This window comes from Streptomyces sp. CAU 1734 (assembly GCF_039888735.1).
Lineage (GTDB): Bacteria > Actinomycetota > Actinomycetes > Streptomycetales > Streptomycetaceae > Streptomyces.
In genome coordinates this window covers 175740-198761 of sequence record NZ_JBDQQP010000012.1, presented here as the reverse complement: position 1 = coordinate 198761, position 23022 = coordinate 175740, and the positions used below count along the sequence as shown (strand labels likewise).

The window sequence follows — 23022 nt, the reverse complement described above, 5'->3', positions numbered from 1 at the left end:
CGTAGCGGCGCCACACGATTCCTGTGACGCCCGTGGCGGAAACTCATCGCTACCGCATGGCAGTCACAGCTCCGAATACGGCTCTTCGACCCTTCCCTTGAGGAACAGCATGGAAACGACGACGACGTCCCCCTGGCCCCCGCGCTCCGCCGACGCCGACGGTCTCCTGACCGCCTGCATCGGGGTGCTGGGCTGGCCGCTGCTCGCCGACCGTGAGCCGGTGGCGCCGCAAGATGTCCTGTCCGTGCAGGCGAAGTTGCCGGGCGCGGTGTGGAGCACGGTGTGCGGGACGCGATTCGACGCTGTGGCGGTCCCTGCCGCAGTGGGCCGGGGGGCGGTCCTGGCTCTGAAGCGGGACGAGGACCAGGGGCGCACCGGTGCCGTGGTCCCGTGCCTGATCGCAGGCGCGGAGAGGATCTTCTTCGTGCGGGCCGGGACCGGCGTCACGGTCCCGGGTGCCCGGGTGCTGTCCGGGGAGCAGCTCGTGCCGGTGCCGCCGACGGGCGGGCTCCGCTGGGAGACGCCGCCGTGGGACGTCTCGACACGGCGTCCGGTGGTCCCGCCGGACGCCCGGGTGCTCGTGCGGCACCTCACTCTCCTCGCCGATCCGGCCATCCGCCACTAGCCCCGCTCCGGGACGCCCCCTGGCCCGCGTGACCTGCGGCCGCGCTGCTTCCCGAACCTCGCCCGCTTTCCGGAGGGACCGCCATGACCACCATGTCGACAACCGCAATCGTGTACGTCTGCGAGCCGGATGCCGCCGCGTCGATAGTGGCTGCCGACGACCTGGTCGGCGCTGCGGAGGCGCGGGGGATGACAGTCCGGGCGATGGTCGCCGACACCGCCGCTCGCAGGAGCCCGCTCGACGGCCGCCGTGGCTGGGCCTCCGTCGCACCCCTGCTGACGAGCGGTGACAGTACGCTCGTCGTCCGTTCCCGGGCCGATCTCGGCTGCAGCGAGGGCCGCCACGCCGCATCTCTGGGGCGGTTGTACGACAGCCGGGTGACGGCGCTGCGGCCCGAACCGTGGGAGGACCAGGACTGGATCCGGGAGTGGCGTGCTCCCGAGCCGTCTGCAACCTTGGCGGGTGCGCAGGGCGGCGGCCAATTCCCGGGGATGTGCTGCGCAGTCTTCCCGGCACTGGATGTCCACGTCACGCACGCCCGGCACCTGGCCCAGCGCTTTCTCGAACCGCTGCAAGAGGGCCTGGGCGAGGTTCTGCATTTTCACCTGCTGGTCGCCGTCTCGGAGCTCGTCACCAACGCGATCATCCACGGCTCCCGGCCTGGCGACCTGGTCACGCTGACGCTCGAACGCGGGCCCAACATGCTGTGCGTGGCGGTGGAGGACTCCTCCGCCGAACCGCCCTGCCTGCGGTCCCCCGGCCACGGAGACGACAGCGGCCGGGGCATGCGCCTGGTCACCGAAGTGACCAAACGCTGGGGCTACACCCGCTTCGCCTCCCGTCCCGGGAAGAGCGTCTGGATGCGGATCCCCCACTGCGGCCAGGCCCCAGCCGCGCCCACCCCCACCAGCGTCCTGTCGCCGCCGCCCGCGCGAGCCGCGGCGAACCACTGATCACGTTCCTCTGTAGGGAGCCCTCCGCATGTGCATGCCCGCCCTTCTCCCCGCCCGCTTACCCGTCACTCCGCCGCCGGCCCTCGTGCCGACAGCCAACTGGGCAGTTCGGCCGCTGCCCGCGCCGCCTGCGGTGGTACCGAGGGTGATGCCCCCCGGGGTGAAGCCGGCCGCCCGGTGGGCGCTGGCCCGCACCGCACGGATCCTCGACCCTGACCACCGCTTGTCCTGCACCCGGTGGGGAATCGCGCGGCGGCGCCGCGAACTCGCGCGCCATGTGCGCCGGCTGCTCCCGATCGCGGAACGAGGGCCGTTCGCCGAACGGGCGAGGGAGGTCGCAGAGCGTGCGGAGCTGCTGCTCGCCCGGTGCCGGCGGGGCCGGGGCCTGCGGGCGCTGATCGCGGTGGTGCGGTGCGCGGAGGAGATACGGGAGCTCGCGGTGCTGACGTATCCGGAGCCGGGCGTGCTGCGGTCCGCGTGCCGCCCGGCGGTCGCGGGTGGTGCACGGTGACCGGCGACGTGTGCGGGCACCAGCCCCGATGCCCGGCGGCGGACGCCCCGGACCGGGGTGCTGCTCAAACGGTGGCTGCCCAGGAGTCCCAGGGCTGGGCGGTCCGTTGCAACGGGGTCATTTGCTTCGACGACGGTGGATGCGTCCTCCCGAACGGCCCGGCTGAAGGCGCGCTGCGTGTTCCTCCCCGGTCGGTGGCCGCGGTATGAGGCGCCTGCCCGCGCCGCCGCCCCGGGCCTCTGTCCGCTACCGGGGTCGGCCGCCGTAGAAGCCACGGGCCGTACCGGCGCGGGGCCCGGACCCGTTCCGGTCCGGAGCCACCCCAGCCGTTGCCAGCACGGCCCTTTCACATGGGTCCGCCGTTCGTCCTGTCCCGCGCCTCCTTGAGGGTGGAGAAGCGGGCAAGGTGCCCGGCGGACGAGCATCCGCTCCCGGTGCTTGCGCACGGGCCCGCACATCCCGGCGCAAGCACCGGCCCGCCCTCTCTGATTCCCCACGCTGCTGACAGGCCGCGCGGGTCAACTTCGCCATTGAGCACCCCATTTAATAGCAATTGGAGTGGTTTCATGTCTGCAGCGTCCGGGGGGTGTCCGGGATCGTGCGGCAGGGGATGGATCCGCCGGCTCCTGTTCCGCTCCCTTCATGCGGCCCAGGGCCCGGTATGCGGCGGCGAGAACACCCGCCGTGCCACCGGCCGTGCGATTCCGCCGGGAAGCCCGGAGCCGGCTGCGGAGGTGGGAGACCTGTGGGAGGTCCGCCCGGTCGACCTGGCGGCGGCCCGCACCGCGTGCCGGCGTCTACCGGAGCGGCAGCCGCCGAGGCCGGGGATCACGGCGGATCTGACCGGCCGGGCGGAGGCCGCGAGGGCCTGGCGGGCCGACGCGCGGCAGGACGGCGACGGTCCCCAGCCCGCGCTGACGATGCTGACCACGTCTCACGTGCGGGCGCTGCGGCGGATCATCGAGGTCCACGGGTGGCCGGGGTTCGGCCTGGTCGGGGCCGAGGGGTCGCTGGCGGCGCTGGAGATCGCGCTGCTGTGCGGTGAGGCCACGTTCCTTCGAAGGCTGCTGCGGGTGATGGAGGTGCCGCTGAGGAACGGTGAAGCGGTGCCGGTGTTCCGGCTGCTGCTGCACGACCGGGCGTGCGTGCTGGAGGGGCAGCGCCAGTGGTACGGGACCCAGCAGCAGGTGCGTCCGCCCGGGGCGGGGGTGCTGTGGCCGGTGGAGGAACCCGGCCTGCTGGCCGTACGGCGTGCCGACGCGGGCTTCGAGCCCCTGGTCGGAGCCGTGTTCCATGAACCGGCCGCGCAGACGGCCGCCTGAACTCTCCGGGCCCTCGCGTCGTCCGATTCCTGCCTCCAGGCTTTCGGCCCGGGTTCTCGTTCGTACACATGTGTCCCGCCCGCAGGTGGGGCTGAGGAAGGATCGTCTCGCTCATGCACCCGCCCGACACGACGCGCCCGCCGACGCTGCTGGACGCGCTGTTGGACAAGTACAAGTGGACGCCGTACCGGGTGTTCCGGTCACAGTTCAAGGACGCCGGGCAGAAGGCCGCTCGGGAGCTGAAGAACCCCAGGTTGCGGGGTCTGGAGCTCACGGAGACCACCTACCGGCGCTGGCGGCAGGGGAAGCAGGAGCCCACCGGGGACTTCGCCAGCGTGCTGGAGTTCCTGTTCGGCGTCGACGTGACGACGCTGCTCCAGCCGGCGCCGGTGAACGTGGAGTACACCGCCCTGCGGGCTCCGCATCCACAAACACTGTCGGCCGCATACCAACTGGACCACAGGATGCCGACGTCCTCGTTGTTCCTGGCGGCGCCGCCCGGGGGCGGAGGGGTATGGCATCTGAACGGCGGAGACGGAGGCGTCTTCGACGGGACGCAGGTGGCGGCCGCCGCCTACGAGGCGCGGCCGGCCGCCGGTGGGGTGGTCGTCATCGGTGAGGAGGACTTGGAGCATGTGCGGGTGTTCACCCGTCCCGCGCGGCGGGCTCTGGTGTTCGCGTCGCTGGGCGGGCGGGGCCGGGACGCCTTCTACCTGATGGACAGCACGGCGGCGCGGGAGGCGACGGCGCTGCCGTTCGTCCGTGATCTGAAGGTCCCGGACGCCTACCGGCTCGATCACCTCACCTACGCGCTGATGTGGGCGGCGCTCTGCTTCGACGACTGGCTCCAGGCCGATGACGTGATGCTGGCCGGGGAACGGGAGCGGCTGGAGCGGGGCGCGGTGGTGCGGACGGGCTTCGCCCGGTCGGCGCTGCCGGGGTTGTCGTCGGCGGGCGCGGTGTGGCTCGGATCCCATGTGTGCGCGGTGCACGCCGAGCGGCACCTCGCGGGGAGCGGGGTGGTGCCGGTGCTGTGGTCGCAGTGCCGCAGCGGGCCGGAAGCGGCGGCGTGGCTGCTGTTGAAGGACCGGATGCGGGTGCTCGACCTGCTGCGGCCACCGGGCGGGTCCGGTCCGGGGCAGGTGGCGGTGTGTCTGCCGGAGAAGGCGGTGAAGGGCAGCGAACCGTACGAGCGGGTGCTGCTGCTGCTGTTCGCCGCGCTTCTGGAGTCGCGGGGGATCGCGATAGCAGTGTCGGACGACCCGGCCTACACAGCGATGGAGGAGGTGCTCGTGGTGGCGGAGCGTACGGCGGTGGTGGGGAACTGGATGCCGAGGGGGGACGGGATCTGCGCGGCCGCGACGGCGGAGGATCCGGCGCGGGTCGGCCTGTACGCGGGGGCGGTCGCCCACGCGCGGGCCCACAGCGTCATCGCGGCCAACGACAGCACGGGCCGACTGCGGCGCCTGGCCGAGTATCTGGAGCTGGACGGCGCGTGGCTCGCCGGGCGGTGCCGCGAACTGACCGCGACGGGCATCGGGGGGCTCGTTCGCACCCGCAGCCATCTCCTGCACACGGGCGGACTGGAGGCGTCCCTGGCCCGGCTCGGCGACCTCGAACCATGACGAACAGAGACCGTCGCGAAGCAGTCGCCGAGTGGGCTGTGACCGGTCGGATCGGCGTCGCCCCCGCGTCCCGGCGGGTCTCCCGGACGGCTGTCGGCCCAGCGCACGGGCCGTGCGGGGCCGTCGGGCCGGTGCGGGGCGACCGGGAATCGACCGCCCCGGGCCGTGGCGGCGATCGGACCGTTCCTGCTGTAGTGCCCCGACACCCCGGGCACCGTCCGCGTTTCGCGCTCACGGCGTGCTGCTCGTGTCTTCAGCCGTTCTCCCGTCACCTCTTGAGGCATGTGATGTTCCCTTCCTCCTGTCCGCTGGCCCTTGGTGGGCCGCCCGCTGCCGGTTCCGGGGGCCGGCATGGCTGAGCCGCGGACGCGCGCACGCCACCGCCGCACTGGCGACGCCCGCTCTGCGGCGATCACCCCCGCCGCGGTGTCGCTGGCCGGGACCATCGGCGCTGCCGGGCTGTCCCTGGCCGCCCCGCATCTTCTGCCTCCGGCGGCCGCGTGGACGCTGGTGTCGGGCCTGAGCGGGGCGGCACTGCTGACATCCTGGCGGCGGACCGCTTCCCCACCGCCCTCTCCCGCGCCCCCACCCCAGCAGGAACAGGAGCAGGAACAGGAGCGGGACACGGTCCGTCGTCTGCTGACCCTGGCCGAGCAGGGCCGCTGGGACGTGAGCCACTTGGCGGAACGAATCCAGCAGGGGGAGCAGCCGGCGTTGCCCCGGCCGCGTGTGCTGCCCGCCGGGCACGAGCCGCTCATCAAGCTGGAGCGGCAGATCATGCGCGGCCAGGACGAAGCCCGGGCGGTGATCGCGTCGGTGGCCCAGGACCGGAGGACCGCGGCGGCGGCCTCGGGCCAGCAGGTCGACATCCTGGTGCACATCGCCCGCCGTCTGGAGGGCTTGGTGCTGCGCGCGCTGGAACAGCTCGACCGGATCGAGCGGTCGGTCGAGGACCCGGACGAACTGACCCAGCTGTTCGCCCTCGACAACCTCGTCACCCTGCTGCGGCGCTCGATCGAGAACCTCGCGGTCCTCGGCGGGGGACACCCCCGTCAGATCCGCAACCCGGTCGAGATCCAGGAAGTCCTGCGCACCGCCATGGGGGAGACGGCCCAGTACGCCCGGATGAAGGTCACCTCCTGCCCGCCGGGCACCATCCCCGGATTCGCCATGGTCGAGATCGCGAACATGCTCGCCGAACTCCTGGAGAACGCTGCCGACTACTCCCGCCCCGACACGCGGGTGGAGATCCGGGCGCAGCGCGCCGAGGACGGCGGACTGGCCATCGAGATCGACGACCGGGCCCTGGCGATGGCCGAAGGCCAGCTCGAGCAGATGAACGACCTGCTCGCGCACCCGGAGAACGCCGACCTCGCCGGCCAGCTCCGCGAGGGCCGGACCGGGCTGATCGTCGTCGCGGTGATCGCCCACCGTCATGGTGCCACCGTGCACCTCGACTCCCGCACCGACGGGGCCGGGTACCGGGCCACGGTGACCCTGCCCCCGCGCCTGATCAAAAGCCCACCCCCGGACGACCCCGACGAGGGGTTGCGGGCCCCGGAGCCCGCAACGTCCGCTCCCGCGCCCATGTCCCACGCCGCAGTTCCGGAGCGGTCCGGGCCGCGTCCCTCACCGCCCGGCCCGGCCCCTCTGCCCGCCCGTACGCCGGGGCGCCGGCCGCTGCCGGTTCGCACCCGTACTGCGGCCCCGCCGCCCACCGCCACCCCCGAGGCCGCCCGCGTGCCAGGAGTCAGGCGGGGGCTCGCCGAGGCCGTCGCCGCGGCCGAGGTGCTGCGGGGCGCCGCTGTTTCCGTCCCACCGACCCGAGGAGAATCGCGATGACCGACGCCGGTCACGACAATCTGGCCTGGCTGCTCGAAGGGTTCGTCACCAGCGCCCCGGGCGCCGTGGCCGCCCTGGTCACCAGTAACGACGGGCTCCCCCTGCAGATGCACGGGCTCGCCCAGGAGGCTGCCGAGCGCATCAGTGCCATCGTCAGTGGTGTCGCCTCCCTGGGGCGCGGGCTCGACCGGATCCCCGGCCTGGACCTGCCCGGCGGCGGCGGCCTCGAACAGGTGATCCTGTGCCACGGCAGCGCCCTTCTCCTGATCGGCCGCGCGGGCGATCAGGCGCTTTTGTCGGCCCTGGCCCGCCCCGACGCCGACATGTCCGCCATCGCTTACCAGATGGAACAGCTCGCCGCCCGGCTTCCCCAGCACCTGGGCACCAGCGTCCGGCAGACCAAGGCCGGATGAAGGGCCGCCCGGACAGCCGGCCCTGGGTCGAGCAGGACGCCGTGACCCCGCGGCCATACTCCCTGACCCAGGGCCGCACCAGCGCCCCCGCGGGGCTCGGCCGCGACAGCCTCGTCATCGCCAACCCCGACCTCCACCCCGGAGGCGGCCTGCAGAGCGAGCACACCCGGCTGCTCGGCCTGTGCCGGGAACTGCCGATGCCGGTGGCCGAGCTGTCCGGGCGTCTGGACCTGCCGGTCCAGACGGTGAAGATTCTTGTCGGCGATCTCCTTGATGTCCGGCTCCTCATCCACCTATCCGCCCGGCAGACCCCCGCGGTCGCCGTCGAGATCAGCCTCATGGAGCGCGTCCTTGCCGGCCTCGAACGTTTCTGATGCGGCCTATGGCATCTACGACATGGTCCCCGTCCGCCTGGTGGTCGCCGGCCCGTTCGGCGTCGGGAAGACCACCTTCGTCCGCGCGGTCAGCGAGTTCGAGCCCCTGCGCACCGAGGAGTACCTGACCGCCGCCGGCGAAGGGATCGACCACCTGCGCGGACCCGAACCCAAGACCACCACCACCGTCGCCATGGACTTCGGACGCATCACCCTCGCCGACCAGGGCCTCATCCTGCTCCTGTACGGGACGCCGGGACAGGAGAGGTTCCGGTTCCTGTGGAAAGACCTCGCCGACGGTGCGCTCGGTGCCGTGGTCCTGATCGACACCCGTGACTTCGAGGCCGGCTTCGACGCGGTCGCCTTCTTCGAGGACCGCCGCCTGCCGTTCGTCGTCGCGGTCAACGAGTTCGAGAACGCCGACCGCTACACCCCCGACGAGATCCACCACGCCCTGCAACTGGGCCCCGATGTCCCGGTCCTGCTGTGCGACGCCCGCCACCGCACCTCCGCCCACCACGTGCTGATCACCCTCGTCCGCCACACCCTCACCCGCGCCCGCGCCCTGTAAAACCACCCTCTCCGGGAGCCCCTGTTGCTGTTCGACCCACGCACCGGCCTGAACCAGATCCGTGCCTTGCTCGACGCCACACCGCTGCGCATGGCCCGGCTCAAGGCCCTCGGCCTCACCGAGCCGACCCCGGCCGCCCTGACCGCGTTCGACGCGTTCGCCACCGACGTCGCCGAGCGCACCGGCATGCTCGTCTCGATGCTCAACCTCATCGGTGACGAGCAGCGGTTCGTCGGCCTCCACGCACCCAATCACACACCCGACGGCCGGCCGTTCCCGGCGGTGGGCCGCACCATGCCCCTCGACCACGGCTACTGCTCCCTGGTCGTGGACCGCGGCAAGTCGCTCACCCTCCCCGACGTCTGCGTCAATCCGCGCCTCGCGTTCAACGAGGCCGCGAACCGCATCGGCGTCCGCTCCTACGTCGGCGCCCCCGTGACGGAGCCGGACACCGGGATGGTCCTGGGCACCGTGTGCGCGATCGACATCGAGGCGAGGCCCCCCGAGGACGGCCGCCCTCTGTGGCACGCGATCATGAAAGCCGCCGGGGAAGCCCAGGAACTCCTTATGGACCACACCCGCCCGGCGCAGCCCGGCGACCGGCCCCCGGACATCCCCCACCACGACCCGGGCCGGGGCGAGACACCCTCGCATCCCGACGGATCAGGCCGGTACGGCGGCTTCCTCCTCGGTCCGCCGGTGCCCCTCGAGCCGGACAGCCGGTGAGAACCGCCCCGACCATGGCTCGCCCCCCAGTCCCATGGACATCTGGGCGAGCCGAAGGCGCTGCACGTCGGACGTACCGGCCGGGGCGAAGAGGTGCAGCGCATCGCGCAGATACCGCCCGACCTCCCGGGAGGTGAACAGGCCCGCCGCCGCCTGGATCTCCAGCGCCTCCCGCGCCGAGTCGACCGCCGAGTCGACGCCCACGAGCTTGGCGTTCATCAGCTCCGCGTCGCACGCCAGGCCCCGGTCCAGCAGATGCACCGCGTGGTAGGCGGCCAGACGGGCGGTCATCAGCCGGGAGGTGATCCGCCCGATCCGGTCACGGACCACCGGCTGATGGTGCAGCGGCTTGCCGTACCGTTCACGCTCCGCGCAGAACGCCACGGTCTCCTCCAGGATCGCCTGGTGGACCCCCAGCGCCACGGCGGTCAAGTTTGGCCTCCCGTACAAGATGCTGGACGAGTAGGCCACCGACAGTCCGTCGCCCTCCCGCCCGATCCGGTTCTCCACCGGAACGCGGCACCCGGTGAAGACCAGCTCGCCAAAGCTGAACCCGTGCAGCCCGAGCGCGCTCTCCTGCCCGGCCACGGCGAACCCGTCCCGGCCGCTCTCCACCAGGAACGCGGTCAGGCCGCGCGAGCCCGGCCCGGTCCGGGCCACCACCCCGTGCACATCGCCGACATGCGAGTTGCCCACATACACCTTCCGGCCGGTCAGGACGTAGCTGTCCCCGTCCCGGACCGCGGTGGCCCGCATCCCGGCGACATGCCCACCCGACTCATGCTCGGTCACCGCGATCGTCGGCAGCACCTCACCGGACGCGACCCTGGGCAGCCACCGGCGCTTCTGCTCCTCGGTCCCGAAGTGCACCAGCTTGGCGACCCCCAGCTGCGACGCCTGGACCATGGCCCCCATCGCCCCGCTCACCCGCGCCAGCTCCTCGACGATGACGGTCTTCGCCACATGCCCCGCACCCATCCCGCCGTACTCCTGGGGGATCGTCACGCCCAGCCAGCCCTGTTCGGCGATCCGCCGTGACAGACCATGGTGCACCCGGCGCTCCGCTTCCATCTCCGCTATCAGCGGCCGTACTTCCGTCTCGGCGAAGTCCCGCACCCGCTCTCTCAGAGTCCGGTGCCGCTTGGTGAGAAAGTAGGCGTCCATCCATCACTCCCCAACTTGTTTCGTGGCCGCCCTCCGCCCACCTCTGCCCCCGCAAGACGGAGAGCGCAGCGAGGCCGACGCCGGCGGCCCGTTCCCGGGCGAGCACACCGTGCCCCGGGGCCACCCATCGCCGCACCACCTGCCAGCGGTCGATTCCCCGTCGTTCCCGGCCGCCCCGGGCCCGCCGGGCAGCCACCGCACCTGCACGGGGCTTCCGCCGGATGCCCGGACGACCGGGAAACGACCGGACACGGCAGTGGCGCCGACCGCCCCACCACAGGCACAGTGACGCTCCGGCCCGGCGGCGACCCCGTCACCCCCGTACGGGAACGCACCCCCGGGAGGTGCGCGCCGCCGGGCCTCCCAGGGCGCCCCGCGCCCGCTCGCGCCTTCCTCTCCTCATCTCACCGGCTCTTGGAGCCCCTCGTGTCCCTTGCCGCCCCCTGCCCCCAGACTGTCCGTGAACTGCCCGCGCCCCCCGGCCTTGACCTCGCGGCCACACTCCTGCTGCGGCAGCTCACCGCCGGAATGCCCGCCCCGGACATCGCCCAGGGGCTCGGCGTCGCGGCCGTGACGATCAACGGCCGGATCAGCGCGCTGGCCCGTCTCAAGGACGACTTCACCGCCCGGGGCCGCGCCCAGCTCGCCGCAGCCGCCCTGCCGACCGACAGCGTCGACTGCGCCGCCGCGGACGACCGGTTCCCCGCTCTGCCCCTGTCCGTCTTCACCGCCGGGTATCCGGCCGCCGACCGCGGGAGACAGCCGTGACCCCGACCCCACCGGCCACCGTCCCTCTATCGGGGTGCGCCCAGGACACGGGTCCCGGGCTCCTCGGCGCCGCCTGGGACAGCACCACCCCGGCCCAGGTCCGCACCGGACAGCACGCGGAAGCCGTCCATCTGCCCACCGCGATCACCGGCCCGCTCCTCGACGAGCTCGCCCGCCAGCACGCCCGGCCGGGTGCGATCTGGGCCGAAGGCGACGATCTGTACGTGCTGGTCCCCACCGGTCCGGAGCAGACCATCTGGCCCGAGCCGGGCCGTCGCATCAGCGGCCCCTGGCTCACCCTCCCCGCACACCCCGCACACCCTCAGAGCGATCGCCTGCGATGGATCAGCCACTCCGACACCGGCCCCGTCCTCACCGACCCGGCCGTACTGCACGCCACCCTCCGCGCCCTTGCCACCACCGGCAGTTCCGCCGCCGCCGGACGCATCGAACCGGAGGAGAGACCCGAGGCCGCCGCCATCCGCGAGGCATGAAAGAGAAGCGGCATCACCGTCGTCCCGGACAGAACCCGCGACTCCGTCACCACCGGCTCATGAGCCGGCCTCTGTCCCCCGCCCGCGCCTGAGCCCCGGACACGAACATGACGCACCCTCACGACCCCACCATCCCGCCGCCCCACCGGCCCGCCGCCAGCACCGCCCGCCTCTACGCCGCCTACCAGGGCGGCGGAGAGGAACGGGCCGCGTACGACATCGACCGCGACATCGCCGCGCGCGTGGCCGAGCTCGGCCTCAAACCGACGGTGATCGCCCGGCAGAACCGCCTCTTCCACAACCGCGCGGTGACATTCGCCGCCGCCGAGCTGGGAATCAGCCAGTTCCTCGACATCGGCTGCGGACTGCCGTCGGATTCCGGGATCCACACCCACACCCTCGCCGAAGCACACCACCCGGACACCTCACAGGTGCTGTACGTCGACCGAGATCCGATGGTCCGCGCGCCCGCCGAGGCCCTGATGCGCGGGAGCCGGGACGGCTCCACCCGTGTGCTGGAGGCGGACGTGCGCGACCCGGACCGCATCCTCGACCAGGCGCGGGAGTTCCTCGACTTCCAGCAGCCCGTCGCCCTGCTGCTGATCGCGGTCGTGCACTTCCTCGCCGACTCCGACGAGCCGCACGCCACGGTCCGGTATCTGACGGACGCGCTTCCGCCCGGCAGTGCCCTGGTTTTCTCCCACGTCACCGACGCCTTCGCGCCCGACATCATGCGCGCGGCCGAGGACCTGCTCCGCGGCGAAAAGGTCCTCGCGCGCACTCGTAGCCACGAGAGCATCAGCCGCTTCTTCGACGGGCTCACCCCCGTGGAGCCGGGTCTGGTACCGGTGCACCGCTGGCACCAGAGCGACGCGGAGACCCTGGGCATCCCCGACTCCGACGTCCACACCTACGCCGGTATCGCCCTGACCTGAAACCCGCACCGCCACCACTGGAGAGAGGGGCTCATGCCCGCCCGCCGAAGCCACCACGAATCAGGGCTCCAGACCACACTCCTGTCCGACACGGAGCGCTCCGTCCTCGAACACCGAGCGCAGGGCCGGACCAAAGCGGAGACCGCCGCCGCGCTGGGGATCGCCGAGAGCACCGTGTCCGGCCACGTCTCCAGGGCAGCCGGGAAGCTGGTCACCTCCGGAGCCCCCGCGACCCTGAACGCCGCCTACCGCACCGGCCAGATCACGCTTCCCGATGCGGTCACCGGCATGGAGTTCAGCGACGACGAGCGCCGCCTGTGGCAGGAAGCCGCAACCCGGAACACGAACATCGAGATCGCCCGGGCCCTGAAACTCGACCCCGGCCAGGTGGGCTCGGCCCTGCGGGACCTGATGCGGCGCACCGGAGCCCGCGACCGGGTCCACCTCGTGATGCTCGCCTACGCCCACCGCATCCTCCACCCCGACTTCGGATCCGGGTCGGGCGCTGCCTGACCCTCCGACCAGCAGACCGCACCACGGAAGAAGAGCAGGAAGACGTGATGGAGCTGTTCCGTACGCGCCGTGCCGGGGGCCCGTCCGCGCCCGGAGGCGGGCGCCGGTTCGACGGCGGCGAGGTGGACGCGGCCGGAGCGGCCGTCGCCCGCGCGCTGCGGCACCGGGGCCTGTCCCCGGTGCTCGCCACGGGAGCCGTGATCGCGGTCGCGATCCCGGACACCCTCCCCACCATCCTCGCCGGCGTCCCGGCGATCCCTCTTCCCAGACCGGGCGAGGGCACCGCACGCGCGCTGGAGCAGGCACTCCTGCTCCACGACATCCGCGCCCGGGTCACCGTGATCGAGCTGCCCGCAGGCCCCGCCCCGCAGATCACGTTCACCGGCCCGGTGGATGCCCACACCTTCGCCCAGCTCGTCCTGCGGGAACTGCCCGCCGACCAGCGCGCGGCCGAACGGCTGCGCCACGTCCTGCAAGCTGCCGGGATCACCACCATCGCGCCGACCGCGGTCCTGGGCGTGGTCACCATCGGCACGATCGCCATCCCGCACGCGCTCCTCCTGCTGCGGCTGCTCGGCGGCCGCACGAAAGGCCTGCCCGATCACCCCTGGCAGCGCGCCACCGTCCTGGCGACCTGGCTCACCTCCGCGCTGACGACCGAGCTGCCCGCCGGACCCGCGATCCGGGTGTACGCCCAGCCCGAAGGCGTCGACTGCTCCTGCGAGCCGAGCATCGCCCTCGGCGAGGTCATGCCCGAACGGGCCGTACAGCTCGCCGACACCATCAAAACAGCGACCTCCCGCCTGCTGCTGCCCACCGTCCGGGCGGAGGCACTCTCATGATCAAAAGCCCCAGCCGTACGCCTCATCCCCGCCCCGACGGCGCAGCCCCGGCCCGGGTGCCGGAGCCCGGGCCGGTCGAACTGGCCGTACTCCGGGACAGTGCGGCGGGACGGACGCTCTGGGAATCAGCGAGAACACTCCAGGTCTCGTACTGGGACGCCCGCGACGCCCGTCACCGCGCCGTTCACACGCTCTGTCCCGGCCTGGCCCCGCCCGACACCACCGACGTGGCCGCGCTCCCGCTGATCCGCCCCGTGACCGTGGCCGTGACGCGCGGCCTGATCACGGCCGACCACGTTCCCGCGCCGGCGGGCGGGCCCTGGACACCCACCGGCGCGCACCAGGCGGCGGGACGCGCGGTCCTCAGCGACCTCACCAACCTTCAGGCCGCACAACAAGGGACGTATCCGCTTTCCGTGCTCGAAGCGGCGCTGAGCGACCTGTGGCAGCGGGCGGCCTCCCTTACCCGCGCGCACCTCGCGGCCGTACTGCTGCTGCACACCCCCATCGGCACCCCGCCGTGGACCGGCGCGCCGTGAGGACAACCAGCACCACGCCCCAGGCCGGGATACCGGCCCTCACGGCCACGGCCACGCCGTCCGGACCCGCCCCCGCTTCCTCAGGACTTCGCATGACCACGCCAACCGTCCGAGCCGCCGCGTGAACACCACCGCCCCCGCCGCTGGCCTGATTCTCAGCAGCCCTGTGCGCACCGCGATCCGTGCCGACCTGTCCCGGGCCGGACAGTTGCCCGTGCCCGAGAGCAGGACGGCGGCTGCCCTCGCCCGGGACGCCGCCGAACTGCACCGGCGCCTGCGGCACTGGATGCCGACCGCGGAGGCCTGCCGCCGGGCCGAGGACACTTCCCCGTCGGCGCGAGCCCGGTGGGACGAGCTCCTGCACACCGCCAGCCAGCCACTCAGCCCCGCGCCGTCCATCGAGTACGCCATCGGCCTCAGTGTCACGCTGCGGGAGATGCTGCGCGGCGTCCTGCGCGCCGCCGGCCCCGGCCCCTCCATCGCCGAGGTGACCGAGCACCTCACCGAGAGCATCGCCACCGCCGTCTACCTCCCGGGATCGGCGGTGTCACCCGACCGGATCGCCGCCCAGCTCGACTGCCCCAGCGAGCGGGTGAGGCACGTGCTAACCGACCTGACGGCCCGCGGCGCCCTGCACGCCCGAGGGGCGCGGCTCGTCATCACCACGACCGACCACCAGCACACCGAGCAGGCCCGCTATGTCGCCGGACAGCTCCGCGCGCAGATCGGCGCCGGCCTCCACCCGCCCGGCACCGGTCTCCCGGCGGCGTCAAGCCTGGCCCGCCGCTTCGTCTGCCAACAGCCCGTCATCGTCCGGGCTCTGGCGCTCCTGTCCGCCGATGGCCTGATCCGCGTCCCGCCCGCCGGCCGGGCCACCGTCCTCGACACCGCGCGGAACCTGCCGCCCGCACGGCGGGCCGCCCGGCTCGCCCGCAAGATCCCTGCGCCCGCCGACGAGGCGATCGACCCGCTGCTGCGCGACGTCCACCGGCAGTGGATCCGCCGCGCGACCGTGCCTCCCGCGGAACTGACCCACCAGTGGGGTCAGCTGCGCGCGCTCGCCCACGCCCAGACGCGCCGCAACAGCTGGGCGCCGGACACCGTTCCCGCGCACCGGCTGCTTGCACAGCTGGCCGCCGCCCCGCTGCCGAAGTCGGCGTGGCTGCGCCCGTGGCATCTGGCTGTCCTCGCCGCCGCCCTGCGCGCCGTGCTGCCTGCCCGGCAGCACGCGACCGTGGCGATCTCCGTCCGCCTCGGCCCGACCCGCACTCCTGGAGCCCCGTCATGAGCACCGCAATCGCTGCCGACGCCGGCGGTCCCGGGCTGGCCGAGTCCGTCCCCGTCGTCGTCGCCGTCATCAGCCGTGACCGCCGGACCCTGGTGATCCGGCCGCGCACCGACGCCGGCGGGCCGCGCTGGCGATTCCCGGGCGGGAAGGCCGAGCCCGGCGAATCCCCGGAGGAAACCGCTGTCCGCGAGACGCGGGAAGAGACCGGGCTCACCGTCGCCGCCAGCGCGCGTCTCGGCGCGCGGGTCCATCCCGACACGGGCCGGCACATCGTCTACATCGCCTGCACCCCCGTCAGCGGCATCGCCCACGTCGCCTCCCGGCGGGAGATCGCCGAGGTCGCGTGGATAGTCCGGACCCCGGCCGCCCTGGACGCGTACCTGCCCGACCTCTACGAGCCCGTGCGTCAGCACCTCGCCGGCGCCGCATAGCCGCCACCACCCCGCCCGAAGCTCCGTTCACGGTACGAAGGAACGATCACATGCCGATGACCATCGCACCCGGCACCGCCCCGGCGACCCTCCACGGTCGACGCGATCGCATGAATCGCGGCCTCGAAGAGCGCATACCCGTCGGCAGCGGGGCCGTACTCCTGTATGTCCGCACCCACCCTGGCCGTAGCCCAGCAGGGCCATTTCGCCGAGCTCCGCGGACCGCTCCGGATGGACGGTCGCCGGTCGCGAGAGCGACGACTGCGACACCACCGATCCGGTCCGGCCTGGCTGGGCGCGCCGTCAAGGCGATCACCGACGGCTGGACCCACGCCGTCGCTGTGGTCAGCCAGCCCACGATCACCGCCCACCCCGGCCTCTACGAGCGGGAACTCGCCCGCGTTCAGAACGCGACCGGCGGGCTCTACCTCATCCGTCCCGAAACCCACCTCTGACCCCCGGAACCTCTGAGGACCCTCTGATGCCTGCCACCAGCACCACCCCGCACACTCCCGCGGCCGGGGACCCCGTATGACACCCGGCTCCCAGAACGACGACCCCGGCGCGGAGACGACTGTGATGGACGGCAGCGCCACGATGTCCAGCCGCATGCTCTGCGGGAACGGCGTCGTCACCGTCTCCGGGGAGCTCGACGTCTACACCGCTCCCGCTTTCCGAGACCGGCTTGCCGAGGCCGCCGCCAGGTCGGAAGCCGACGTGGTCTGCGACCTGAGCACCGTGTCCTACTTCGACTCCACCACGATCGGCGTTCTCGTCGGCGCGCTCAAGAACGTGTGCACCCGGCCCGGTCAGCGGCAGCTGCGAGTGGTCGCCCCCACCGACCCTGTGCGCAAGGTGCTGCAACTCACCGGACTCGACCAAGTCATCCCTGTGTACGCGACGGTCGCCGACGCCCTCGCAGCCCGCGCGCCCGCCCAACCTCAGGTGAAGGACACCTCCCCGTGAATCGCCCTACCCCGTCCCGCTCCGCCGCCCCGGAGGGTCCCGCCGGCCCGGGCAGGGCCTGGCCCGTCCCCGAACCGCTCACCCACACCGAGGCGGTGACCGCCTTCCGCCGCCCTCCCCCACGCGCCGTCATCGAAGCGGTCCGCGACCTCACCGAAGCTCTCACCGCGCACCAACTGCAGCCGTTCTCGCACACTCCGCGGGACGGGCACGTGTGCACGATGGCCATCACCGATTTCCGTACCTACACGCTCGCCGGGGTCGACGTCGGCGGCAAGTGCACCGACGAGTCGGCGCAGGCCCTCAAGCAGGGCCTGCGCAGGCACGGCATCGCCGCTCAGGTCACCCGCGTCACCGGCCCGCTGATCTCGCTGCCCACGCTCGACGACGTACACCGCATGACCGACCTGGTGTGGCGCGACTTGCCCGACACCTATCGGACGGCCCACCGGCTGCGCCGGATCCTGGAGGCGATGGACGACAGGAGCGGCGGCCTGGGCGACTTCCTGCGCCCGCGCGTCGTCGGCGACGCGGTCGAGATCGGTGACCTGACGGTGACGCAGGCCCTCCTGCTCGTAAGGCTGCTCGGCGGGACCGTCCCGCGCGCGACCAGGGCCCGCTGCACCTGCCCCTATCTGGGGAAGGTCGCCCGGCTTCTGAGGGGCCGGCTGCGGACGGTGCTGCCCGGCGTCGCCGTCGTCCCCAAACCGATATGCGGCAGCGACGCGGACGGGCACCGGATCACGGTCGGCGCCGCGCCGATTGACCGCATCCGGGCCCTGAACGAGCGGATCGAAACCGCCGTGGACGCGTACACGCGTGTCCGGCCCGGCCGCCGGAGGGCGTCATGACCCGCATGGAAGCGGCCTTGACTCTGACTGCTCCGGCCCGGAGCGGCACCACGGTCGCGATGCCCGGTCCCGCCGCCACGGGGTACCGCCGCGCGCTCGTCTACGCCAGCGGCGCAGGGAGCCTGCACCGACTGTCCGTTCTCACCCGAGCGGCCGTCTCCAGCGGTCACCACATCCTCGCCGCGAGCGCAGACGCCCCGGGTGAACCGGTGCGCAAGCGCCCGGGGATGCGGCAACTGGCCGGCTTCCTCCCCAGCACCGACGTCCTCCTCATCTCCTCCGAAGCCGATATCGGCGACGGCAGCAGTGAACGCTCACGGATCAGGCACTGGCTCGCCCGGCATCACGTCGCCGTCCGCGTCCTGCCGCCGTCACCCCCGCAGGCATCGCCCGCCACGGTCCCGGACGGTACCGTCCCGCAGCGGATGTGCCACACGGTCATCCCGGCCGAGCACGCCCGCGTCCCCGCGCTGCTGACGCTGACCCGCGACTTCCTCGACTGGGCGACGCCCGCGGACACGGCACCTCCCGGCGGACTCATACCGGCCCTGAACGCGCTGGTCACTCACTGCATCACGGGTCTGCACCACCACACCGGAGCCTGCCCCCGGCTCAGCGTCACGGTGAACCGCCTTCCGGCCGGCGTGCTGGTCACCGTGGCCGACCCCGGCACCCTGCCGCTCGACCCCCGCCGTCCCCTCACTCTTCCCCACGCCGTGGCGTGGGGAAGCAGGACACGGCCGGGCACCGGCCGCCGCACCTGGATGCGCATCCCCCTCACGGAAACGCAATCGCCCCCGGGCCGCGAGCAACGCGAGCCCTCCTCGTCCCCCCGGCACTGACCGGCCTCCCCCTTCCTCCCAGAAAGAGCACCACGACACATGGCATCACTGATCGAGGACTACGCACTCGTCGGCGATATGCGCACCGCCGCCCTCATATCCCGGACAGGGGCGGTCGACTGGCTGTGCCCGGGGCGGTTCGACGCGCCGGCTGTCTTCGCCGGGCTCCTCGGCGGTCCCGAGCACGGCAGCTGGACCCTGGGGCCCTCCCCCGCGCCGGGCACCCCTCCCCCGCCGGCGACACGGCGCCGCTACCTGGGGAACTCCCTGGTCCTGGAGTCCGAGTGGACCACGGCGACCGGAGTCGTGCGGGTGACCGACTTCATGACCAGGGCAGACCCCGGCCGGCCGGGGCAGCTCGTGCGGATCGCCGAAGGCATCCGGGGGCGGGTGCCCATGCGGTCCGAGCTGACAGCACGGTACGGGTACGGCACCACCAGGCCCCGGGTCCGGGCCGAGGGCGACCGGACGGTGCTGACCGCCGGGCCGGACGCTTTGTGGCTGGACGCCCAGCCCCCCACGTTCCACAACGACGGCAGCATGCTCTCCGAGTTCGCCATCGCCGCAGGCCAGCGGCTGTCCTTCACCCTGACCTGGCAGCCGTCCCACCACGCTCCGCCGCCGGTGCCCGACACCGAGACAGTGCTGGCCGCGACGCTGGCGTTCTGGCGGACCTGGTCCGCCCGCTGCACCTACACGGGCCCCGGCCGTGACGCGGTGATCCGCTCGCTGATCACCCTCAAGGCGCTGACCTACGAGCCCACCGGTGCCGTCGTCGCCGCCCCCACCACGTCGCTGCCGGAGGAGATCGGCGGCGTACGGAATTGGGACTACCGCTACACCTGGCTGCGGGACTCCGCGTTCACCGTCGGCGCGCTCGCCCGCAACGGGTACGTGGACGAGGCCCGGGCCTGGCGGCGGTGGCTGCTGGCGGCGATCGGCCACGACACCGAGAACGTGCAGATCATGTACGGCATCGACGGAAAGCGGGACCTCGCCGAGACCGAACTGCCGCACCTGCCCGGGTACGAGGCCTCCCGGCCCGTACGGGTCGGCAACGCGGCCGCGGGCCAGCTGCAGCTCGACGTCGTCGGTGAGGTGATCGACGCCCTGCACACCGCCCGCGCGAACGGGCTGGAGCACTGCTCCGAGGCGGCCGCGCTGCAGGTACGCCTGGTGAGGGTGCTGGAAAAGCTGTGGCAGCGGCCGGACGAGGGGATCTGGGAGGTCCGCGGACCGAGGCGGCACTTCGTGCACTCCAAGGTGATGGTGTGGGTCGCCCTCGACCGCACGATCCGGCTCATCGAGGCCGGGGAGGCCAGCGGCCCGGTGGAGCGGTGGCGGACGCTGCGCGACGAGATCCACCGCGAGGTCTGCGAGAAGGGCTTCGACACCGTCCGGAACACCTTCACCCAGTCCTACGGCTCCACCGGGCTGGACGCCGCTCTCCTCCAGATCCCCTCCGTGGGGTTCCTGCCCCCCAACGACCCGAGGGTCCTGGGCACCATCACTGCCGTCCAGCACGAGCTCACCACCGGCGACGGGTTCCTCCTGCGCTACACCACCTCCGGCGACCGCGTGGGGGGCGACGGACTCCCGGGCGACGAGGGCGCGTTCCTCGCCTGCTCGTTCTGGCTGGTCGAAGCCCTCGCGATGACCGGCCGCCAGGACGCCGCGGGCACCCTGTTCGACCGGCTCCTCGGTCTCGGCAGCGACCTCGGACTCCTTGCCGAGGAATGGGACCCCGCAGCCAAACGGCAGCTCGGGAACTACCCGCAGGGCCTCTCCCACTGGGCCGCTCTGGACGCGGCGCGGCGGCTCGCCGCCGGGGCCTGCCCCCGGATCCCCGCCCCCAGGTCCGCCGAGAGCGCGCCGCTGGCGGTGGCCGCCCCGTGAAGCGAATCCCATCCGGCAGGCTCCCGCGCCCGGTGCGGCGCTGCGCGGGAGCTGATCGCTGATGGGCAGCCGGCCTCGCGTGCGCGGGATACGGAGCAGGCCGCTGCGGCGGATCGCGCGCCGCGCGCTCGCCCAGCGATTCGTCCTCGACAGGGCCAACTCCGGCCACCTGCGGCTCACCTGCCCCACCTGCTCGCGGTGGGTGACGTTCTCCGCCTCGCTGCGGGAGCGAGACCACCGGGCGCACCTCAACATCCGGGCGATGCTGCGGGCCCACGGCTTCACCGACAGCACCGGCGCCCCGCTGCCCGGACCGGATGCCTGCCGTGTCCGCGCGGTGCCGGCCACGGGCCGGGCGGCCCGGTGACCCGCCTGCAGACGGCGCCGGTCCTGCCGCTGCACGGGAACCGGCCGCCCGCCGCGCTGCTTCTCGGGGCGTGGCTGCGCCATCGCCGCCTGTCCGCCGGCATCGGCCCGGCCCAGGCGGCCTGCGGCCTTGCCCGCGGGATCGGGCAGCTGGAGAGGATCGAGCTGGGCCACACCCCGGTGTCCATCCAGCGGGCGCTCGCGCTGGCCGCCCGGTGCGGGATCACGAGCGAGAGGGAACACCGGGTCGTCGCCGCTCTGGCCGGACACTGCGGAGCAGTGGTGTCCGACGACGACCCGGGGGCGGCCGAACGCCTCACCGCGCTGGAGGGGATGGCGGTCCGGGCCGAGATCGTCGCCCCCGGCATGGTGTGGCCTTCCCCGATCGCTGGCGGCGACCGCGCCGGCCCGGCAGGCCGCGGCCGTCTTCCGCGGCCGTGGCCCGCCGGCCGGGTCACCCTGGTACTCGCGGACCTGCTCCTGGAACGGTCACCGCACTGCCCCCGGCAGACGGCCCACCGGCTGGCCGTGCTCGCCGCCCGGGCCGAAGCCGATGTGGTGGATGTGCGGATCGCGCCGGTGCGCGCCCTCGAACTGGGTCTGCTGGGGCGGGCGCTGGGGGCTCTGGGCTCGCGCCTCACCCTGCCCGGCAGCCGAACCGTGTATGTGACGGAGGCGCACGCGCCGGTCTACCGGGCACCCGACCCGGTGCTGCGCGAGGCCGTCGACGGCGTCCTGGCGGTGACCGCCGGCGGCCGGGACGCCGTCGGGGCCCTGCGCACAGCCGCCCAGCTGCACGCGGCCACCCAGTGTCAGTGGGCCACCACGGAGGGCCCGGCGGGCTGCGGCTGCCCGGCGGCACCGGTCGGCGCGCTGGACGGGAGGGCGGCCGGTGAGGTGTTCGCGGTGGTCCGCCGTGGGGAGGACGTGCTGGCGGTTCGCGGTGCGGACGGGCTGCTGCGGCTGCCGTCGGCGGAGATCTGCGGCCGGGAGAGCGTCTCCCAGACCGCGGTCCGGGCCGTGTTCGACCGGACCGGGTACGCCGCCGTCGCCACCGTCCACCTCAGCAGCCCAGCGCACGCGGCCGGTTATGTCCTGTGCGCCGTGCCCGGCCCGCAGCACGAGCCCGGCCCTCCCGGAGTGTGGGCCCGCGCGGACCGAGTGCCGGGCCTGCCGCCCGTTCCCTCCCCAATCCCGTACGACCACCACGAAGCAGGAGACAGGACATGAGCGAGGGCACGGCGACACAACTCACGTTCGGCGCGTACAACCTCCTGGTGGGCGGCGTCGACGGCGACAACGAGGAGCGCCGGCTGGCGCAGCTCGACTGGATGTCCTCCTGGAGTCCGGATTGCTTGTGGGTCACCGAGGCCACGGGCTGGCACCGGGACGACGGTGCCCGGTTCGAGGAGCTCGCCGAGCGGACGGGCCTGGCCTTCCTTCCGCCGATCGCCACGCATGTGGGCGACGGCTACAACCAGTCCGTCCTGTACTACCGGGCCGATCTAATGCATGTGGTCCGGAGCGGCCCCGGTGCGGTCGGCTCCTTCCACCACGGGTGGATGCGGGCCCAGTTCGACGTCGACGGGACGCCGTTTCTGTTCCTGGGCACCCATCTCGCCTACGCCTCCGGCGCCGCCCGGCTGGCCGAGGCCCATCACCTCGCCGACTACGGAAGCCGCTTCGGCTCGTGGCCGGAGGACGGCGTGCTGCTCGGGGACATGAACTGCGCCGACGACACCGACCTGAAGCCCGACGAGTGGGGCGCGATTCCGCTCAATCTCCAGCACCGCTACCGCCCCGTCCTCGCCGACGGGACCTTCGGTGACGACTACGACCGCAGCCCCCGGCGTCTCCTGCTGAACTCCGGCTGGCGGGACCCCCAGGGCGATGTGCCCGCCGTGCGCGAACCGACGACCGGCTACTGGTACGACAACGAACAGGTCCCGATGCGCCTCGACCAGGCGTTCGTCACCGGGGACCGGGTCGAGGTCGTGGACTACCGCACCCACGTCGATCCGGAGCTGGACCGGCTGTCCGACCACCGGCCCATCGAACTCGTCATCCGCCTGCACCCCGCCGCGACGCCCACCGCGGCGTGACCGCCCACCGGTGCGGGGCACGAGCACGCCGGTCCCACGGGACACCGGCCCTGGTGATCGCCG

Annotated in this window: 27 protein-coding genes; 26 read left to right on the top strand and 1 reads right to left on the bottom strand. The window is 73.1% G+C overall.

Translation table 11 applies throughout. The annotated features are described in order from the left end of the window. The first annotated feature begins 109 nt into the window (after nt 1-109). From AAFN69_RS23800 to AAFN69_RS23750, 11 genes are all read left to right on the top strand, one after another. Nucleotides 110-625, top strand: coding sequence for a hypothetical protein (locus tag AAFN69_RS23800; protein WP_347730734.1), 516 nt, complete (start codon nt 110-112; stop codon nt 623-625). Nucleotides 626-717: 92 nt separating this feature from the next. After that, nucleotides 718-1578, top strand: a complete 861-nt coding sequence (locus AAFN69_RS23795; protein WP_347730732.1) for an ATP-binding protein — start codon at nt 718-720, stop codon at nt 1576-1578. 148 nt (nt 1579-1726) lie between these two features. Beyond that, entirely contained in the window at nt 1727-2089 is a 363-nt protein-coding gene (locus AAFN69_RS23790; RefSeq protein ID WP_347730731.1) for a hypothetical protein, read from the top strand. 8 nt (nt 2090-2097) lie between these two features. Then, a complete protein-coding gene (locus AAFN69_RS23785) occupies nt 2098-2298 on the top strand; it encodes a DUF5999 family protein (protein ID WP_347730864.1) in 201 nt (66 codons plus the stop codon). A gap of 525 nt (nt 2299-2823) precedes the next feature. Beyond that, a complete protein-coding gene (locus AAFN69_RS23780) occupies nt 2824-3411 on the top strand; it encodes a DUF6624 domain-containing protein (protein ID WP_347730730.1) in 588 nt (195 codons plus the stop codon). A 113-nt stretch (nt 3412-3524) separates the two neighbouring features. Further along, entirely contained in the window at nt 3525-5036 is a 1512-nt protein-coding gene (locus tag AAFN69_RS23775) for a hypothetical protein (RefSeq protein ID WP_347730729.1), read from the top strand. A 351-nt stretch (nt 5037-5387) separates the two neighbouring features. Beyond that, entirely contained in the window at nt 5388-6878 is a 1491-nt protein-coding gene (locus AAFN69_RS23770) for an ATP-binding protein (protein WP_347730728.1), read from the top strand. Continuing rightward, nucleotides 6875-7291: a roadblock/LC7 domain-containing protein gene (locus tag AAFN69_RS23765; protein WP_347730727.1), complete on the top strand. Its 417-nt coding sequence runs from the start codon at nt 6875-6877 to the stop codon at nt 7289-7291. The genes AAFN69_RS23770 and AAFN69_RS23765 overlap by 4 nt, the downstream gene beginning before the upstream one ends. Next, nucleotides 7288-7665, top strand: coding sequence for a DUF742 domain-containing protein (locus tag AAFN69_RS23760; RefSeq protein WP_347730726.1), 378 nt, complete (start codon nt 7288-7290; stop codon nt 7663-7665). The genes AAFN69_RS23765 and AAFN69_RS23760 overlap by 4 nt, the downstream gene beginning before the upstream one ends. Before the next feature lie 40 nt (nt 7666-7705). Next, nucleotides 7706-8236: an ATP/GTP-binding protein gene (locus AAFN69_RS23755; protein ID WP_347730863.1), complete on the top strand. Its 531-nt coding sequence runs from the start codon at nt 7706-7708 to the stop codon at nt 8234-8236. A 24-nt stretch (nt 8237-8260) separates the two neighbouring features. Then, entirely contained in the window at nt 8261-8962 is a 702-nt protein-coding gene (locus tag AAFN69_RS23750; RefSeq protein WP_347730725.1) for a GAF domain-containing protein, read from the top strand. Here the strand turns inward: AAFN69_RS23750 and AAFN69_RS23745 are convergent. Beyond that, nucleotides 8900-10126: an acyl-CoA dehydrogenase family protein gene (locus AAFN69_RS23745; RefSeq protein WP_347730724.1), complete on the bottom strand. Its 1227-nt coding sequence runs from the start codon at nt 10124-10126 to the stop codon at nt 8900-8902. The two genes, AAFN69_RS23750 and AAFN69_RS23745, sit on opposite strands and share 63 nt — an antisense overlap. Before the next feature lie 426 nt (nt 10127-10552). On the opposite strand from AAFN69_RS23745, the gene AAFN69_RS23740 reads away from it, so the two are divergent. The 15 genes from AAFN69_RS23740 (at nt 10553) to AAFN69_RS23670 (ending at nt 22959) form a co-directional block, all read left to right on the top strand. Continuing rightward, the gene (locus AAFN69_RS23740) at nt 10553-10894 is read left to right on the top strand and encodes a hypothetical protein (protein WP_347730723.1); all 342 of its coding nucleotides are present in this window, start codon (nt 10553-10555) and stop codon (nt 10892-10894) included. Then, nucleotides 10891-11388, top strand: coding sequence for a hypothetical protein (locus AAFN69_RS23735; protein ID WP_347730722.1), 498 nt, complete (start codon nt 10891-10893; stop codon nt 11386-11388). Before AAFN69_RS23740 ends, AAFN69_RS23735 begins: the two co-directional genes overlap by 4 nt. Before the next feature lie 107 nt (nt 11389-11495). Further along, the gene (locus tag AAFN69_RS23730; RefSeq protein WP_347730721.1) at nt 11496-12323 is read left to right on the top strand and encodes an SAM-dependent methyltransferase; all 828 of its coding nucleotides are present in this window, start codon (nt 11496-11498) and stop codon (nt 12321-12323) included. A gap of 33 nt (nt 12324-12356) precedes the next feature. After that, on the top strand, nt 12357-12836 hold the full coding sequence (locus AAFN69_RS23725; RefSeq protein ID WP_347730720.1) for a LuxR C-terminal-related transcriptional regulator: 480 nt from the start codon (nt 12357-12359) through the stop codon (nt 12834-12836). 47 nt (nt 12837-12883) lie between these two features. Further along, nucleotides 12884-13678 carry a hypothetical protein gene (locus AAFN69_RS23720; RefSeq protein ID WP_347730719.1) on the top strand — a complete coding sequence of 265 codons (795 nt, stop codon included), beginning with the start codon at nt 12884-12886 and terminating at the stop codon, nt 13676-13678. Beyond that, nucleotides 13675-14217 carry a hypothetical protein gene (locus AAFN69_RS23715; RefSeq protein WP_347730718.1) on the top strand — a complete coding sequence of 181 codons (543 nt, stop codon included), beginning with the start codon at nt 13675-13677 and terminating at the stop codon, nt 14215-14217. The genes AAFN69_RS23720 and AAFN69_RS23715 overlap by 4 nt, the downstream gene beginning before the upstream one ends. A gap of 121 nt (nt 14218-14338) precedes the next feature. After that, entirely contained in the window at nt 14339-15505 is a 1167-nt protein-coding gene (locus tag AAFN69_RS23710) for a GntR family transcriptional regulator (RefSeq protein WP_347730717.1), read from the top strand. Beyond that, the gene (locus AAFN69_RS23705) at nt 15502-15936 is read left to right on the top strand and encodes an NUDIX hydrolase (RefSeq protein ID WP_347730716.1); all 435 of its coding nucleotides are present in this window, start codon (nt 15502-15504) and stop codon (nt 15934-15936) included. The genes AAFN69_RS23710 and AAFN69_RS23705 overlap by 4 nt, the downstream gene beginning before the upstream one ends. Nucleotides 15937-16467: 531 nt before the next feature. After that, the gene (locus AAFN69_RS23700; protein ID WP_347730715.1) at nt 16468-16902 is read left to right on the top strand and encodes an STAS domain-containing protein; all 435 of its coding nucleotides are present in this window, start codon (nt 16468-16470) and stop codon (nt 16900-16902) included. After that, nucleotides 16899-17753, top strand: coding sequence for a hypothetical protein (locus tag AAFN69_RS23695; protein ID WP_347730714.1), 855 nt, complete (start codon nt 16899-16901; stop codon nt 17751-17753). The genes AAFN69_RS23700 and AAFN69_RS23695 overlap by 4 nt, the downstream gene beginning before the upstream one ends. Before the next feature lie 17 nt (nt 17754-17770). After that, a complete protein-coding gene (locus AAFN69_RS23690; protein ID WP_347730713.1) occupies nt 17771-18595 on the top strand; it encodes a hypothetical protein in 825 nt (274 codons plus the stop codon). Nucleotides 18596-18634: 39 nt separating this feature from the next. Beyond that, the gene (locus AAFN69_RS23685; RefSeq protein WP_347730712.1) at nt 18635-20491 is read left to right on the top strand and encodes a glycoside hydrolase family 15 protein; all 1857 of its coding nucleotides are present in this window, start codon (nt 18635-18637) and stop codon (nt 20489-20491) included. Between the two features lie 61 nt (nt 20492-20552). Next, nucleotides 20553-20858 carry a hypothetical protein gene (locus AAFN69_RS23680; RefSeq protein ID WP_347730711.1) on the top strand — a complete coding sequence of 102 codons (306 nt, stop codon included), beginning with the start codon at nt 20553-20555 and terminating at the stop codon, nt 20856-20858. Beyond that, entirely contained in the window at nt 20855-22087 is a 1233-nt protein-coding gene (locus AAFN69_RS23675; RefSeq protein ID WP_347730710.1) for a hypothetical protein, read from the top strand. The genes AAFN69_RS23680 and AAFN69_RS23675 overlap by 4 nt, the downstream gene beginning before the upstream one ends. Continuing rightward, nucleotides 22084-22959, top strand: a complete 876-nt coding sequence (locus AAFN69_RS23670) for an endonuclease/exonuclease/phosphatase family protein (protein ID WP_347730709.1) — start codon at nt 22084-22086, stop codon at nt 22957-22959. The genes AAFN69_RS23675 and AAFN69_RS23670 overlap by 4 nt, the downstream gene beginning before the upstream one ends. Nucleotides 22960-23022 lie beyond the last annotated feature (63 nt).